This is a genomic window from Pseudomonas congelans (genome assembly GCF_900103225.1).
In the GTDB taxonomy this organism is placed as follows: Bacteria; Pseudomonadota; Gammaproteobacteria; order Pseudomonadales; family Pseudomonadaceae; genus Aquipseudomonas; species Aquipseudomonas congelans.
This window is the reverse complement of the sequence record NZ_FNJH01000002.1, coordinates 544,327-559,385: the sequence shown is the minus strand read 5'-3', so window position 1 is coordinate 559,385 and position 15,059 is coordinate 544,327. Positions and strand designations below refer to the sequence as shown.

The window sequence follows — 15,059 nt, the reverse complement described above, 5'->3', positions numbered from 1 at the left end:
TGTGCTACCTCTGGTCATTGAGCGATGGAAGATGTGTGCGCAGCGCGGTAGGCGCGCCAGCCTTTGTAGTTGGTGATGTCCAACGCGCCTTCAAGGCCGCCAGGCTCACAGATGAAACCCTTGACCCACTGGCCGTCGGCCAGTTGCAGGGAGCCGATGCCCAGTGGCGCGGGAATGGCCGCGACGAAAGCGCCGAACTGGCTAAGCGGCATTTCCCAGACTTCTATTTCGATGCTTGCGCCTTGTTCAGCCACGCGCACCAATCCAGGTTTCGGCGGCGACGTTTCTGCCAGCGCATACAGGCGGTAATCCGCGCTGGTGGTTGTGGTGCGCAGCAGACGTGCGCCGCCTTCGAGCAACTGCCAGTTGAGTGGCTGGCCGACCAGGTGTGCACCGACAACCGCCACCTGCACGGTCGGGCTGTTATAGGGCAGGGGAGCCATCGCCACGACGTCACGCTGGTCAGCCTGGCCGAACAGCGGCTGCCAGGCTGCGGCGATCTCTGCCAGGCGCTGATCGGCACCGGCCGGGCCAATCAGTGTGATGCCCGCAGGCAGTCCGTCCGCGCGACAATCTGTCGGGATGGCGATGGCGCACATGTTCATCAGGTTGACGAAGTTGGTGTAGTAGCCAAGCTGTGAGTTGAGCGCGACCGGGTTGCCGAGCACCGCTTCGATGGTTGGCATGCACGGCGCGGTCGGCACCACCAGCACATCGATGTCGGTCAGCAACTGCTGCGCAGCGCGAGTCAGTTCTGCCAGGCGATAGCGGGCCTTGAACGTATCCACGGCGTCGAATGAATCCGCGCTCTGCACAATGTCGCGCACCACAGGATGAATATCAGCAGCGTTGCTGGCGAAGAATTCGCCGATGGCAGCGCGGCGTTCTGCCACCCAAGGGCCTTGATACAGCAGGGCAGCTGCTTCGGCGAAGACGTCGAACTCGATAGCGCTGATAGTCACCAGCGGGTCGTTCTGCAGGGCTTCCAGGGTTTTGAGGTAAGCCGCCTTTGCCTGCTCGTCACCAAAGAACTCGCAGTGCCGTGCGACGGCGACACGCCGAACCCTGCGCTGCACCGGCAATGCCTGTACGGCCACACTGGACGCATCCAGCGGGTCGTAAGCTGCAATGACCTGCGCCACCTGCCATGCTTGCATGACATCCCTGGCAAATATGGAGGGGCAGTCCAGCGTGCGGCAGGCAGGCACGATCCCTCGACTGCTGAACAGGCCAAGGCTGGGCTTGAGCCCGACGATGCCGTTGAAACCGGCCGGCACGCGGCCTGAACCTGCGGTGTCTGTGCCCAGTGCAAAACTGACGTAGCCACGCGCTACCGCCACTGCCGAGCCGGAACTCGAACCGCCGCTGACGTAGGCCGGATCATGCGCATTGCGTACCGCGCCGTAGGGCGAGCGAACGCCCACCAGGCCAGTGGCGAATTGATCGAGATTGGTCTTGCCCATCAGGATTGCGCCGCTGTCGAGCAGCAGCTGCACAACGTGCGCATTGTCCTCGGCCACGTAGGCGAACGTCGGGCATGCAGCCGTGGTCGGCATGTGCGCCACGTCGAAATTGTCCTTGACCGCAAAGGGCACGCCGAACAGCGGCAGCCGCTCATAAACCGCATCGCCCAGTTGTACGGCAATGCTCTCCAGCGCCTTTGCCCGCTCGACCAGCTGTGCCAGAGGAACGCGATGAATCCAGACCTCTGCCCGGTCATCCGTATCAATCTGTGCGGTCAGGGTGTGCACCAGTGTCGTCAGCGTGGTTTCGCCCGAGCGGAGCGCCGACTGAAGTTCAGGGATATCGAGTGCGGTCATGGTGGTGTTCATTCATGTATACAAGATGAACTGACGCGTTTGCACGTTACGGGCCAAACTCGGCCGGAGGATGATTTACGGAGAGATTATTGAGAATTGACGGGGTGTTTCGCTGCAGGCATGCGTCATGTTTGCGCCTGAGTGCATCGGCGTGCACAAAGATGGGTCGTGCCAGCCGGGGGCAAATGTATCGCCCTGCGGCTGACATTAACGCGGGGTTCTCAACTCTCGCAGAACCTCAGACGGTTACCGAACGGGTCGCAGACTTCCAGGGTTTTTCCCCAGCCTTGCTGAACGATGTCCGGGCGGGCATAGCCATACTGCTTGCCGATCAGCTCGTCGCGCAATTGCTCGATGTTTTGCGTGGGGATGAACACCGCCGCACCTGGACAGGCATCACCGTGATGCTCGGAGAGGTGCAGGTTCAGCCCGTTACGGCTGATGCCCAGATACAACGGCAGGTCCGCTTCGAAGCGGTGCTCGAATTCGATGCTGAAACCGAGAAAGTCGATGTAAAACTCACGCGCTTTGCGTTCATCGAATATCCGCAGAATCGGGATGGCACTGGTGAAGGTCACGGTGGCTGGCTCCTTTGCAGACATTGCTATTCCTTTATTTGAAATGATGGGCGTGCAGTCATTAATGCCGATGCACGCATTGATACCTGACGGTATCTGCGGCGACAGCCAGGCATCGCTATGCGGGCTGCTTTACCGGGAACGAGACGAACGGTTTTATTTCCTTGAGCACGAACATGCTCTGCATTTCCTTGATGCCGGGTAATCGTCTGACCACGGTCATGGCGAAGTCAGCAAAGGAATCCAGATCGGGCGCTACGACCTGAAGCAGAAAGTCCGCATCGCCGCCGATGCTGTAGCACGCCACGACATCTTCCAGTTGCATGACCTCCTTCTCGAACTTTCTGGCCTCGGCCTCACTATGACTGTCGATGCTGATACGAATGAACACCATCACGCCAAGCCCGATCTTGCGGCGGTCCAGTACGGCTCTGTAACCCTGGATATAGCGATGTTCTTCAAGCTGCCTGACCCGTCGCCAGCAGGGCGAGGCAGACATGCCGATCTGGTCGGCCAGGGTCTGATTGGTGATACGGCCATCCTGCTGCAGCGCCGTGAGTATCCTGACATCAATCGGGCCCAACGTCGGTTTGGTCATAAATACCGTTACTCCGCATAGAGCAGGAAATTTATACCGATTTTAGCCATTCAGCCAGTAAGAACAGATGATTTTTTCCGCATTGAAACGCGTAGTATTTTTCGGCACAGGGGCTCGTCTGATGGAGCTCAGGAACTCTGCAATCAGCGCCATGACTCAAGGAGTGCGACATGCTTGATCTGACTCAGGTTCTTACCTATTCGGCAGCGTTGGGCATCGCCGCCGCCATCCCCGGCCCCGGTATGGCCGCGCTGGTCGCACGGAGTGTCAGCGGCGGGGCGGTGTCAGGCTTTTGCCTGCTGTCCGGGCTGATCCTCGGTGACTTGACCTATCTTTCATTTGCAGTATTTGGCCTTGCCATGATTGCCGAACACTTCAATGCGTTGTTTCAGGTAGTGCGCTGGGGGGCGGCGATTTATCTGTGCTATCTGGCCTGGCAGTTCTGGTTCGCAGATCATCAAGCCATAGACATCGGAAAATCTGCGAGGAAAAAAGAGTTGCTGTCCGCGGCCGCGTCCGGACTGACCATCACCTTGGGCAACCCCAAGACTATTGCCTTTTATCTGGCGCTTTTGCCGTTGGTCATCAATCTTGAAACGGTCTCTTTGCAGACGTGGGGGCTGGTTCTGGTGCCGCTGACGGTGCTGGTACTGCTAGCGGTCGGGGCCGTGTTCATATTTGCCGCCTTGCGCATTCGACATTTGCTGTCGAGTGAGAGTGCGCAAAGAAAACTGTTTCGCGGTGCGGCGGCAATCATGGTTGCGGCGGCAGCTTCGATGCTGGTGCGCTGATCTGCCTGGAGGGTGGATGAGGCCGTTGATGACCTCATCCGGTCGCCGTTACAGCTCTTTCTTCAAATGCTTTTCGATCTGCTCCAGCGACTTGCCCTTGGTTTCCGGCAGGCACAGGAACACGAAAATCAACGAGCCAATGTTGATGGCGGCGAAGATGAAGAACGTCGGGTTGCCGATGGTATCGACTGCAATCGGGAACGTGAACGCTACCGATGCGTTGAACAACCATTGCATCGATACCGCTGTGCCGGTCAGCAGGCCGCGCACCTGCATGGGAAACAGTTCTGACATCAGCAACCAGTAGACCGGCGAGATGCACATCTGCATGAACAGCAGAAACACCAGAATGCAGGCGAGGGCGGTGTAGCTCTGGGTCATGTTCTGGGGCATGAACTGCAACACGCAACCGAGCGCTGCCTGCATCAGAATGACGATGACCAGACCAGTCATCAGCAAATGCCGACGCCCGTAGCGGCCGATGGCCCAGATCCCCAACAGGGTCGCGATGACTGACACCACGCCGTTGCCGATCGTCGCGGTCAACGCAGCGTTGGTGCCCATTCCGGTGTTCTTGAGAATGATCGGCGTGTAGTACATGAACGCGTTCACCCCCGTGAACTGCGCGGTAAAGCCCAGACCTATACCGATCAGCAACAGCTTGATGACCCAGCGCTTACGCAGCAATTCTCTTGCTTTCGGACGATGGCGAGCTTCTTCGTCCTGTGCTTTCATCTCGTCGACTTCGCGCTGCGCGTCCTGTGTGCTGGGGCGCAGTTGCTCCAGCACATCCTGCGCTTCGTCGAAACGGCCTTTGGAGGCCAGCCAGCGTGGCGACGCTGGTACGAAGAACGTACCGACCAGCAGCAACACCCCTGGCACCATGGCGATGGCCAGCATGTAACGCCAGATCCCCGGCGTATGCAGCAAGGCCGCCATCACCGCACTCAGCACATAGGCGAGCAACTGGCCGCTGACGATCATCAATTCGTTACGGCTGACCAACCGCGCACGCCGTGACGGGCCTGCGATCTCGGCGATGAACACCGGCACTGTTGCAGAGCCGCCGCCCACTGCGATACCCAGCAGGAAGCGCGCTGCGATCATGACCGGAATCGACGGTGCAATGGCGGTGCCGAGTGCTCCGGCGATAAACAGCACTGACAGCAGGCGCAATGTGAGGCGACGTCCGAAACGGTCGGAGATATAGCCACTGGCAAGCGAGCCGAATGCGGCGCCGACAATCAGTGACGCGGTGACCATTCCTTCGCTGTAGGCATCCAGACCCAGTCCGCCCTGATCGGCGGGCAGGGTCATGAACGGCAGGGCGCCGGCGATGATGCCAGTGTCATACCCGAACGCCAGCGCGCCCATGGTCGCCACAAGCACGGAGATAAAGATGAGTCGATTCGATGAGGCGCGTTGCCGGCTTTGCTGACCCGCCGCTGCTGAGGTGCTACTAGAAGACATGAATCTGAAGTCCTTGGCTTGAAACCAGCGTTGCGCCAGTACATGGATGTCACGCTTAGGGCGACGTCGGTCGCGCTAGTTCCCTACAAACCCGCTCGGGATTGTTTTCTTGGTGAAAGCCTTGCGCACAAGGCTGCTGAAACGATTAACTTTCTCTGGTCATAATGACAAGAAATTTCGCAATTATTGTCAATAAGACTCAGTCTTTTCGACTCTAGAAAAATGCTTTTCATTGATTTTCAAGTAGTTTTTATCTGGCATGCGCGTTGCTATCACTACAGGAACCTGCCTGAGTATTCCTGGAGTCGATCATGCTCACCACCACCCAGCGCGACATCATCAAAGCCACCGTACCGATCCTTGAGACGGGTGGCGAAGCGCTGACCACGCATTTCTATCGAATCATGCTCGACGGCTATCCCGAGGTTCGCCCCCTGTTCAATCAGGCCAACCAGGCCAATGGCGCACAGCCGCGAGCGCTGGCCAATGCAGTGTTGATGTACGCACGCAACATCGATCACCTGGAAAACCTCGGGCCGCTGGCGTCGCAGATCGTCAACAAGCATGTCGCGCTGCAGATACTGCCGGAGCACTATCCGATTGTCGGTGCCTGTCTGTTACGGGCCATTCGCGAGGTATTGGGCGCAGAGACCGCCACGGATCATGTGATTGATGCCTGGGCTGCGGCGTATCAGCAACTGGCTGACCTGCTGGTCAATGCCGAGCACGACGTTTACCAGAGCATCGCCGCTGCGCCAGGTGGGTGGCGGGGCGCACGGCAATTCAAGGTCACCCGCAAGGTCGCGGAAAGCAGCGAAATTACCTCGTTCTATCTGCAGCCTGTGGATGGTAAACCGGTGATCGCGCACAAGGCCGGTCAGTACATCGGTATTCGTCTGAACCCGGAAAGTGGCGAGGTTCGTCGAAATTACTCGCTCTCTGCGCCGGCCAATGGCCTCGGCTATCGCATCAGCGTCAAGCGCCAGCAAGGCGGGGTTGCCTCCGGCTATCTGCACGACCGGATCATGGTGGATGACACCGTCGAACTGTTCCCGCCCTCGGGCGAGTTTGTCCTCATCGACAGTGCCAGGCCGTTGGTGCTGATCAGCGGCGGCGTTGGCATCACCCCGACGCTGGCCATGGCTGAAACAGCGTTGCGGACAGGCAATCGAGACGTCGTGTTTATCCACTACGCGCGTAACGCCAGCGTACAGGGATTCCAGACTGTCATTGATGAATGGCGCGAGCGCTATCCGCAGTTCGCTGCACACGTCGTGCATAGCGACGTGACGCCCGGCGATGTGTCTGCGGGGCGGCTGACAGGGCGTCCTTCGCTGGCACATCTGAGGCAGTGGTTACCTGCCAGTCGGGATATCGAGGTCTACTTTCTCGGCCCGCAGCCGTTCATGGCCTTCATGAAACGTGCGCTGCACGAGGTGGGCGTACCGGATCGGCAAAGCCATTACGAGTTTTTTGGTCCGGCGCAGGCGTTGGCATAAGCGCTACAGTAAGGCCGCAATTGTATGCAGCCTTTTCAACGAGGCTGCGTCGGTATCTTTTGAAAAGGAGGGCGCAACATGAACCTGGCCGATCAGTACCGTGCCTACATCGCCTGCCTCAACGACCGTCGCTGGCAGGACCTGAGCGATTTCGTCGACGACGGCGTGCACTACAACGGCGAGCGGATCAGTCTGGCCGGTTACCGGGCGATGCTGGAAAACGATGTCAGGATCATCCCCGACCTGCGTTTCAATATCGACCTGCTGGTGGTCGAAGCACCACAGGTTGCCGCCCGTCTGCTCTTCAACTGCTCGCCGCAAGGCCGTTTTCTCGGGCTGGAGGCGCGTGGCCAGCGCATTACCTTCAGCGAAAACGTGTTCTACACCTTTGGCGACGGCAAGATCGTTGGCGTCTGGTCGGTCATTGATAAAGCGGCAGTGGAACGCGAGCTTCGTGGCGAAGCGGCGGGCGCCTCGAGTGACAGAAGCGCCTGAACGATTCCTGTACGTTCATCGAAGTAAAATCATTTCAGGGCACTCCGGGGTAGTAGCGCAGTCTTTTTTAGACACTCTCACCCGGCGGAGCCCGACATGATCACTGTCCATCACCTGAACAACTCACGTTCGCAGCGTATTCTGTGGTTGCTCGAAGAGCTCGACCTGCCCTACGAAATCAAGCGTTATCAGCGCGACCCGAAAACCAACCTGGCGCCACCCGAGCTCAAGGCCGTGCATCCGCTGGGCAAATCACCTGTCATCGAAGATGGTCCGCATGTCGTCATCGAGTCCGGCGCCATTGTCGACTACCTGATTCGCCGTCATGGCGACGGTCGTCTGCAGCCTGACCCTGCCAGCGCTACCTACGACGAATACGTGCAATGGCTGCACTTCGCCGAAGGCTCGGCGATTCTTCCGCTGATGCTCAACCTGTATGTCGGACGCCTGGGTGACGCGGGTGCGCCGCTGCATCCGCGTATCCAGTCGGAGCTGGCCAACTATCTGGGCTATCTGAACGAAGCCCTGGGGCTGACGCCTTATCTGCTTGGCGACGAGTTGAGTGGTGCGGACATTCAGATGAGCTTTATCGGCGAGTTCGCCAAAGCCCAGGGAATGCTGCAGTCCTACCCGAACGTGACCGCGTGGGTTGAACGACTGCAAGGCAGGCCTGCGTACCGCAAGGCGTTGGAGCAGGGCGGGGAATATTCTTTTGCCAAGTAACAGCCGCGTCTGAAGCGCTTGCGCTGCGCATAGTTACGAGAAGTGTTCTCCCGGACACCTCTCGTTCCGCACGCTCTGCGTCGCAAGAGGACGCAGAGCGTCCGGAACGGCATACGACGCGGAGCGCCGCACGATATTGGGGCTGATCGTTCCTCACGCTCCAGCGTGGGAATGCAGTTCTCGACGCTCTGCGTCGCAAGAGGACGCAGAGCGTCCGGAAAGGCATGCGACGCGGAGCGTCGCACGATATTCGGGCTGATCGTTCCGCACGCTCCAGCGTGGGAATGCAGTTCTCGACGCTCTGCGTCGCAGGAGGACGCAGAGCTTCCGGAAAGGCATACGACGCGGAGCGTCGCACGATATTCGGGCTGATCGTTCCGCCGCTCCAGCGTGGGAGTGCAGTTCTCGACGCTCTGCGTTGCAAGAGGACGCAGAGCGTCCGGAACGGCATACGACGCGGAGCGCCGCACGATATTGGGGCTGATCGTTCCGCACGCTCCAGCGTGGGAATGCAGTTCCCGAAGCTCTGCGTCGCAGGAGGACGCAGAGCGTCCGGAAAGGCATACGACGCGGAGCGTCGCACGATAGTTGAGATTATCGTTCCTCACGCTCCGCGTGGGAATGCAGCTTTCGACGCTCTGCGTCGCAGGAGGACGCAAAGCGTCCGGAAAGGCATGCGACGCGGAGCGTCGCACGATATTGGGGCTGATCGTTCCGCACGCTCGAGCGTGGGAATGCAGCTTTCGACGCTCTGCGTCGTCAAGAGGACGTAGAGCGTCCAGAAAGGCATGCGACGCGGAGCGTCGCACGATAGTTGAGATTATCGTTCCTCACGCTCCGCGTGGGAATGCAGCTTTCGACGCTCTGCGTCGCAGGAGGACGCAAAGCGTCCGGAAAGGCATGCGACGCGGAGCGTCGCACGATATTGGGGCTGATCGTTCCGCACGCTCCAGCGTGGGAATGCAGTTCTCGACGCTCTGCGTCGCAAGAGCACGCAGAGCGTCCGGAACGGCACAAGACGCGGAGCGTCGCACGATAGTTGAGATGATCGTTCCGCACGCTCCAGCGTGGGAATGCAGTTCTAGACGCTCTGCGTCGTCAAGAGGACGCAGAGCGTCCGGAACGGCATAAGACGCAGAGCATCGCACGATGGCGCTTACGTTGCGGGTCAGCCTTCGGACGGGCTGATCGAGTCCTGATCCGCTTCTGCCGCCAGCTTCACGCGGTCGGCCTTGCTGATGTATTTGGCCTTGCTCTGCGGGGCCAGTTTGGTGCTGGCCTTTTTGGCATGGGCTTTCAGCAACTGCTGGATTTTCTTGCGACGATTCATGTTCTTCAACTCGCTTGTACAGGCGCGAAGCATAGCAGTTTGCCTGTCGCGCCAGGCACCCGGCTACCCGCCGTTCTGAACCATCTGCCACAACGACGCACCTACGCCGGTAATGCTCTCGCCGGCAATCAGGCCAGCCGCAGCGGTGATGGCGAAGCGTTCGGTAAGCGATGGCCAGCGACAGTTCACCAGCCAGGTGAGCACTGCACCGAGCGCCATCATCAACGACACCGAGGCTGGCAGTACGAAGGCCAGGCCCAGTGCTGCGGCGCTGGGCAGGTACCTGGCGCGGTGAGCGGGCAGTGTGCTGTCAAGGATGCCCAGCAGCAAACCGGCAAGACCACCGATGAAAATTGCCCAGCGGATGCTCGCCGACAGCGAGTCCAGACCGTGCGTCAGCGTCTGCGCCACCGCTTTCCAGGTCGCCACTGCCGGGGCTGGCCACTCTTCGGTGAGCAGCATCGATTGCGGGTCCGGGATCAGCGCCATATAGGCCAGGACCCCGACGATACTGCCGACGAAAATCCCCAGGGTCTGGGCAATCAGCTGTTTACGTGGTGTGGCACCGATCGCCCGGCCTACCTTGAAGTCATTCATCAAATCGGTGCATTGCCCGGCTGAACCGCCGGCCGTGTTGGCGCTCATCAGGTTGATTGGCACCTGACCGGGCGCGACGATGCCGAAGCTCAGTTGCGACAACTGCCCGATTGCCCCGATAGGCGGAATACCCGTGGCACCCACCACGCGAGCCGCCACGGCCGCCAGGCAGATCGCCAGAGGAATGGTCAGCAATGCCATCCATAGATTGATACCGAACAACAGCGCCTGCAGGCTGACGACCAGCAGGATCGCCAGCGCAAAACCGGCGGCCGGTCCGGGCCTGGGCATTGACCAGGGCGTCCCGCCGCTGGCCTTGGTGGAAGCGTGCAGTGTCCACAGGCGGATGGCCAGAGAAGCCAGCGTCGAACAGACCATCAGACTCACGCCTGGCCACAGCAACCATTCCACCAGCGCAGCGAACTGCGGGCCGCTGCTGTCGGCCGGTAACGTCACCAGCCCCTGTTCCAGCAGCCACGGCGCCAGGCCGCCCCAGGCCAGCAAGGCACCGATCAGCAGGGTCAGGCCGACGCGAATACCGATAATCGCCCCGAACCCCACCAGCAGCAGCGAAGGGTCAGCGCTGAAGGTCAGGCGCTCCAGCTGAGCCGTTGGCGACCAGCGCGGGAACGCCCATATGAACGTGTCGATCCATTTGGCCAGCGCCGACAGCAACGCGGTACTGAGCAGGACCTTGAGGCGCGTCGCAGCTTCACGTCCATGATTGTAGATGTGCAGAAGGGTTTCCAGAGTGGCCATGCCTTCGGGAAATTTCAGCGATGTGTCATTGAGCAGTGACGGCCGCAAATACCAGGCAATCCAGATCCCCAGAAAGCTCACCGAGAAGACCCAGGCGATCATCGGGATGGCATCGAGTTGTTGGCCGGTCAGCAAGGTATAAGCCGGAATCGGCGCGACCAGTCCGCCGGAAATGATCGACGCAGCGGCGGAGGCGACAGTCTGATTGATGTTGCTCTCATGCAGCGTCCACGGCAGCTGCGCGGACGAGCGCTTTGACAGCCCTTGCCAGATCGCATAACCGATCAACAGCGCAATGATCGACATGTTGAACGACCAGCCGATCTTCAACCCGGCGTACACATTGGAAGGCGTCAACAGGATACCGAGCACAACCCCGGTAATGACCGCGCGTAGACTGAGTTCACGCTCGACAGGGCTGGCAAGAGGGGTCGCTGGTGAGGTCGAAAGCATGCGAATTCCTTTCGGCAATGAGACAAGGCAACCTATAAAGTGAGCGCCATATCGGCCGAAGGTTCATATGACAGGTTTCGTTGCTTGGTGGCGTGAAGGCATACGTCTGTTCCGATCTTCGCCGACCGGCTAAGCAGGGTGCCTGTTGCAGGAACCTCAGAAAACAGAGTGCCGGAAGGACATCGCCACGCACCCTTTGGTGAGTTACAGGCGGTGAGTTACAGGCCGTGAACCAGAATATCCAGCCCCTCATCAGTGTGGGGAGTCTGGAAGTAGCGGGTGATGAGCCTGAACTGCGCATCTGTAGCCGCAAAGTCATGCTCGGCTCTTTCGTTGCGGGCATGCAGTCTGGCAAGGCAAATATCATCTTCCACATCAAGAAAGTGCAGTCGATGCTTAACCTGCGCGTCGTCAGCCAGGCTGCGAAGCCACTGGCGGTCGGCGAGCGTATTGGCAGGGAAATCCAGAACCACGCACATGCCGGCCTTCAGCATGTCGATGACCAGAGGGCCGATGATGTCGCGAATCCGGTGGGCCAGGCGCACGTAGTCCGCCACTGATGTGATCTCGTCGGGGTAGAGCCGAGAGAGCCATTGATCTTCACTCAGCAGGATCGCTGAATGCTCGGTCGCGATTGATTTTGCCAGTGTCGATTTACCGGATGCGATCTTGCCGCACAGGAGGTGAAGTCTGGTGGCGAGCATCAACGTGTCCTTACTCTGTGGGTGCCTGTCAACCAAGCACATTCAGCCCATCATTGAAATGGCACTCGCGATCATCACCGCCAAGGTTTTCCGGCAGAAAAGCGGTGAGGTCGTAGGGCAAAAGCAGCGTATCCAGCGCCAGAGAGAACGGCACGTCTATCAGCCAGGGCCAGGTCGATGCGACGTCTTTAGTACCCCATGCCCAGCCGTGCCGTGTGCCGGGATAGACGCAACGTTCACCATCGAGGTGATACATCAGGCTCCAGCAGCCGCTCAGTGATATCGACGCAGCGAGTAACAGGCATTGCTTGAACATACATTCCCTTGTTTCCGGATTGATGCAACATGTGCGTCATTCTAGTCGCATAACCCTGCGGCGATCATCCTGCGCACGGCGCGGGCAATATCTTGCGTAGCCTGCGTGGTCTGCTCCCCCGGCAACTGATCGAACATATGTGGCACGCCTGGGTAGACATGCAATTCCACCGGCACCCCCGAGCGTGACAGGCTCAGCCCGAAGGCCAGATCCTCTTCCAGAAACAGATCGAGTGCGCCGACGCCGATAAAGGTGGGCGGCAGATCGCTCAGTTCGTTGGCCAGTGCCGGGGAGAACAGGGCCTTGCGATCATCGTCCAGTGCGTAGTCACCGCGCAGGCATTCCCAGCAAAAATGATTGGCCTGACGCGACCAGCTGAAAGTGCCGGTAGTCGGGTTGGCTGGCGGAGTGTCGGGCGCGCCTGTGCGGTGATCCAGCATCGGGTAGATCAGCACCAGGCCGGCGATTGCCGTAATCCCCCTGTTTCTTGCAAGCAGGGCAAGCGCGGCAGCAAGCCCGCCGCCGGCGCTGTGGCCCATGATCACCACGTGGCCGGTGTTCATGCCGTGCGCCGGCCCATTGCAGAATATCCACTCCAGCGCTGCGTAACAGTCCTCCAGCGGGATCGGGAACGGATGCTCGGGGGCAAGCCGGTAGTCGACGGCAATGACTATTGCCTTGAGCTCGACGGCCAGCTTTGCGAGGTAATCATCGGCCATCTCCGGGCTGCCAAGCACAAAGCCGCCGCCATGGATATACAGGATGACGGGGAGCCCCTTATGAGGGAGCGAAAGGTTCGGGCGATAAAGACACAGCCTGATGCCGTTGTCTGAATCGGAGGAAGTCCAGTGTTGTTCGCTGCATGCTGTGGCGGCGGCTGACCAGGTGGCGCTGACGCGAGCCCTTATCTCGGCAAGCGTGTGCAGTGTCCAGTAGCTCGACGGCTCATCCATGAACGAGCGATAGGCCGGATCCAGTAGTTCATTGGCGTTCAATACGTGCTCCCGAGGCACAAGGGGTATAAGCCCCTGCGCCTGCCAGTGCTTAAAGCCACGCCTTGATTTGCGTACAGACGGCGGGCGTGGAAATGCCATAACGGTCATGCAGTGTAGGCAGCGCGCCAGCGTCGAGAAAAGCGTCCGGCAGTGCGATCTGCCTGAACGTGGGCGTCACGCCATTGCGCAGCAGCACCGTCGCCACTGCCTCGCCCAACCCGCCAATGACCGAATGGTTTTCGGCCGTCACCACCAGTCGGCCTGGCTTTCTGGCCTCAGCGAGAATGGTCTGTTCGTCCAGCGGTTTTATGGTGGGTACGTGCAGCACTGCCACGTCGATACCGTCAGCCTGCAGCTGCTTGGCCGCTTCCAGTGCGCGCATGGTCATCAGGCCGGTGGCAATGATCAGCACGTCGTTGCCAGTGCGCAGTGTCTTGGCTTTGCCGATCTCGAATGTGTAACCGTACTCGTCCAGCACCAAAGGCACGTTACCGCGCAGCAGGCGCATGTACACCGGGCCCTGATGCGCTGCGATCGCCGGTACGGCCTGCTCGATTTCCAGTGCATCACAGGGGTCGACGATCATCAGATTGGGCATGGCGCGAAAGATCGCCAGGTCGTCGGTGGCCTGATGGCTGGGTCCGTACCCGGTGGTCAGGCCCGGCAGACCGCAGACGATTTTGACATTGAGGTTGTCTTCGGCAATCGCCATACAAATGAAGTCATACGCGCGGCGGGAGGCGAACACGGCATAAGTGGTCGCAAACGGTACGAAACCTTCCCGGGCCATGCCGGCCGCTGCGCTCATCAGCAACTGTTCGGCCATGCCCATTTGATAGAAACGCTCGGGATGCGCCTTGGCGAAGATGTGCAGATCTGTGTATTTCGACAGGTCAGCCGACAGCCCGACGATGTCCTGACGTTGCTCCGCGAGTGCCGCCAATGCATGGCCGAACGGAGCCGGGCGAGTGGCCTGACCCTCGGACGCGATAGACGCGATCATCGCCGAGGTGGTCAGTTTTTTCTTCGTGGCCACGGACGGAGCCGAGGTGTGATTGGCAGAACTCATACGGTTTTCCCCTCGTCGAGATTATTCAGTGCGACGTCCCATTCATGCTCATCCACACGGATGAAGTGGGTCTTCTCACGGGTTTCCAGAAACGCCACGCCCTTGCCCATTTTTGTGTCGCAGATGATCACCCTGGGCTGCGTGCCGTCATGCTGGCGCGCCTTGTCGAAGGCGGCCACGAGCGCGTCAAGATCGTTGCCGTCGACCCGTTGGGTAAACCAGCCAAACGCCTGCCAGCGATCGACAATGGGTTCGAAAGCCAGTACTTCACTTGAGTGGCCATCGGCCTGCTGGTTGTTCACATCAATAATCGCGATCAGGTTGTCCAGCTCCCAGTGCGAGGCGGACATGGCCGCTTCCCAGGTGGAGCCCTCGTTCAATTCACCGTCCGACAGCAGGTTGTATACGAAGGAACTGGAGTTCTTGCGCTTCAAGCCCAGGCAGGCCCCCACGGCAATGCCCAGCCCATGACCCAGTGAGCCGCCGGTGATTTCCATTCCCGGGGTATATGTGGCCATGCCTGACATGGGCAGTCGGCTGTCGTCGGAGCCGTAGGTTTCCAGTTCGTCGAGCGGGATGATGCCGGCCTCGATCAACGCCGCGTACAGCGCAATGGCGTAGTGGCCGATCGACAGATAAAAGCGGTCGCGCTGTTCCCAGTCAGGGTCTTCAGGGCGATAGTTCAGCGCGTGAAAATAGGACACGGCGAGCAGGTCCGCAGCGCCCAGCGCCTGTCCGACGTAACCCTGGCCCTGAACCTGACCCATGCGTAATGCGTGCCGGCGAATGTTATGGGCACGCTGCGCCAGTGAGGTGGCTGGCGCAGATAAAGTAGTGGCTGTCATGGTGATTACTCCGTGGA

The 15,059-nt window shown here is 59.7% G+C and carries 15 protein-coding genes; 4 read left to right on the top strand and 11 right to left on the bottom strand.

All coding sequences use genetic code 11. The features are described from left to right. Window positions 1-14: 14 nt before the first annotated feature. The 3 genes from atzF to BLR20_RS09580 form a co-directional block, all read right to left on the bottom strand. A complete protein-coding gene (gene atzF / locus BLR20_RS09590; protein ID WP_054992937.1) occupies window positions 15-1,820 on the bottom strand; it encodes an allophanate hydrolase in 1,806 nt (601 codons plus the stop codon). A 221-nt stretch (window positions 1,821-2,041) separates the two neighbouring features. After that, a complete protein-coding gene (locus BLR20_RS09585) occupies window positions 2,042-2,422 on the bottom strand; it encodes a glyoxalase superfamily protein (protein ID WP_010429005.1) in 381 nt (126 codons plus the stop codon). Window positions 2,423-2,516: 94 nt separating this feature from the next. Next, window positions 2,517-2,996, bottom strand: coding sequence for an Lrp/AsnC family transcriptional regulator (locus BLR20_RS09580; protein ID WP_010429001.1), 480 nt, complete (start codon window positions 2,994-2,996; stop codon window positions 2,517-2,519). Window positions 2,997-3,166: 170 nt separating this feature from the next. On the opposite strand from BLR20_RS09580, the gene BLR20_RS09575 reads away from it, so the two are divergent. Beyond that, window positions 3,167-3,787 carry a LysE family translocator gene (locus tag BLR20_RS09575; protein ID WP_010428998.1) on the top strand — a complete coding sequence of 207 codons (621 nt, stop codon included), beginning with the start codon at window positions 3,167-3,169 and terminating at the stop codon, window positions 3,785-3,787. A 48-nt stretch (window positions 3,788-3,835) separates the two neighbouring features. On the opposite strand, the gene BLR20_RS09570 is transcribed toward BLR20_RS09575, so the two are convergent. Then, complete coding sequence (locus tag BLR20_RS09570) at window positions 3,836-5,257, bottom strand: sugar porter family MFS transporter (RefSeq protein WP_054992938.1); 1,422 nt, start codon at window positions 5,255-5,257, stop codon at window positions 3,836-3,838. Window positions 5,258-5,568: 311 nt separating this feature from the next. Here BLR20_RS09570 and hmpA point away from each other — a divergent pair, with 311 nt between their 5' ends. The 3 genes from hmpA (at window position 5,569) to BLR20_RS09555 (ending at window position 7,974) form a co-directional block, all read left to right on the top strand. Next, window positions 5,569-6,756: an NO-inducible flavohemoprotein gene (gene hmpA / locus BLR20_RS09565; protein WP_054992939.1), complete on the top strand. Its 1,188-nt coding sequence runs from the start codon at window positions 5,569-5,571 to the stop codon at window positions 6,754-6,756. A 78-nt stretch (window positions 6,757-6,834) separates the two neighbouring features. Next, window positions 6,835-7,251 carry an ester cyclase gene (locus BLR20_RS09560; RefSeq protein ID WP_054992940.1) on the top strand — a complete coding sequence of 139 codons (417 nt, stop codon included), beginning with the start codon at window positions 6,835-6,837 and terminating at the stop codon, window positions 7,249-7,251. Window positions 7,252-7,347: 96 nt separating this feature from the next. Next, window positions 7,348-7,974: a glutathione S-transferase family protein gene (locus BLR20_RS09555; RefSeq protein ID WP_004406575.1), complete on the top strand. Its 627-nt coding sequence runs from the start codon at window positions 7,348-7,350 to the stop codon at window positions 7,972-7,974. A gap of 1,168 nt (window positions 7,975-9,142) precedes the next feature. On the opposite strand, the gene BLR20_RS09540 is transcribed toward BLR20_RS09555, so the two are convergent. The 7 genes from BLR20_RS09540 to BLR20_RS09510 all read right to left on the bottom strand — a co-directional run bounded on the left by BLR20_RS09540 (window position 9,143) and on the right by BLR20_RS09510 (window position 15,042). Further along, window positions 9,143-9,304, bottom strand: coding sequence for a DUF2986 domain-containing protein (locus BLR20_RS09540; protein WP_074594668.1), 162 nt, complete (start codon window positions 9,302-9,304; stop codon window positions 9,143-9,145). Window positions 9,305-9,367: 63 nt separating this feature from the next. Continuing rightward, on the bottom strand, window positions 9,368-11,113 hold the full coding sequence (locus BLR20_RS09535) for an OPT family oligopeptide transporter (protein WP_054992942.1): 1,746 nt from the start codon (window positions 11,111-11,113) through the stop codon (window positions 9,368-9,370). A gap of 218 nt (window positions 11,114-11,331) precedes the next feature. Further along, complete coding sequence (locus BLR20_RS09530; RefSeq protein WP_054992943.1) at window positions 11,332-11,817, bottom strand: P-loop nucleotide/nucleoside kinase family protein; 486 nt, start codon at window positions 11,815-11,817, stop codon at window positions 11,332-11,334. Between the two features lie 28 nt (window positions 11,818-11,845). Continuing rightward, window positions 11,846-12,133, bottom strand: coding sequence for a YceK/YidQ family lipoprotein (locus BLR20_RS09525; protein WP_054992944.1), 288 nt, complete (start codon window positions 12,131-12,133; stop codon window positions 11,846-11,848). 41 nt (window positions 12,134-12,174) lie between these two features. Further along, on the bottom strand, window positions 12,175-13,128 hold the full coding sequence (locus BLR20_RS09520; protein WP_054992945.1) for an alpha/beta hydrolase: 954 nt from the start codon (window positions 13,126-13,128) through the stop codon (window positions 12,175-12,177). A 49-nt stretch (window positions 13,129-13,177) separates the two neighbouring features. Further along, complete coding sequence (locus tag BLR20_RS09515; protein WP_010428354.1) at window positions 13,178-14,197, bottom strand: transketolase family protein; 1,020 nt, start codon at window positions 14,195-14,197, stop codon at window positions 13,178-13,180. Next, window positions 14,194-15,042, bottom strand: coding sequence for a transketolase (locus tag BLR20_RS09510; RefSeq protein ID WP_054992946.1), 849 nt, complete (start codon window positions 15,040-15,042; stop codon window positions 14,194-14,196). Before BLR20_RS09510 ends, BLR20_RS09515 begins: the two co-directional genes overlap by 4 nt. Window positions 15,043-15,059 lie beyond the last annotated feature (17 nt).

Coding starts and splice junctions, on each gene's coding strand:
- BLR20_RS09575 (WP_010428998.1), top strand. CDS start 3,167: ATGCTTGATCTGACTCAGGTTCTTACCTATTCGGCAGCGTTGGGCATC.
- atzF (WP_054992937.1), bottom strand. CDS start 1,820: ATGACCGCACTCGATATCCCTGAACTTCAGTCGGCGCTCCGCTCGGGC.
- BLR20_RS09560 (WP_054992940.1), top strand. CDS start 6,835: ATGAACCTGGCCGATCAGTACCGTGCCTACATCGCCTGCCTCAACGAC.
- BLR20_RS09515 (WP_010428354.1), bottom strand. CDS start 14,197: ATGAGTTCTGCCAATCACACCTCGGCTCCGTCCGTGGCCACGAAGAAA.
- BLR20_RS09525 (WP_054992944.1), bottom strand. CDS start 12,133: ATGTTCAAGCAATGCCTGTTACTCGCTGCGTCGATATCACTGAGCGGC.
- BLR20_RS09580 (WP_010429001.1), bottom strand. CDS start 2,996: ATGACCAAACCGACGTTGGGCCCGATTGATGTCAGGATACTCACGGCG.
- BLR20_RS09555 (WP_004406575.1), top strand. CDS start 7,348: ATGATCACTGTCCATCACCTGAACAACTCACGTTCGCAGCGTATTCTG.
- BLR20_RS09530 (WP_054992943.1), bottom strand. CDS start 11,817: ATGCTCGCCACCAGACTTCACCTCCTGTGCGGCAAGATCGCATCCGGT.
- BLR20_RS09570 (WP_054992938.1), bottom strand. CDS start 5,257: ATGTCTTCTAGTAGCACCTCAGCAGCGGCGGGTCAGCAAAGCCGGCAA.
- BLR20_RS09535 (WP_054992942.1), bottom strand. CDS start 11,113: ATGCTTTCGACCTCACCAGCGACCCCTCTTGCCAGCCCTGTCGAGCGT.
- BLR20_RS09510 (WP_054992946.1), bottom strand. CDS start 15,042: ATGACAGCCACTACTTTATCTGCGCCAGCCACCTCACTGGCGCAGCGT.
- hmpA (WP_054992939.1), top strand. CDS start 5,569: ATGCTCACCACCACCCAGCGCGACATCATCAAAGCCACCGTACCGATC.
- BLR20_RS09585 (WP_010429005.1), bottom strand. CDS start 2,422: ATGTCTGCAAAGGAGCCAGCCACCGTGACCTTCACCAGTGCCATCCCG.
- BLR20_RS09540 (WP_074594668.1), bottom strand. CDS start 9,304: ATGAATCGTCGCAAGAAAATCCAGCAGTTGCTGAAAGCCCATGCCAAA.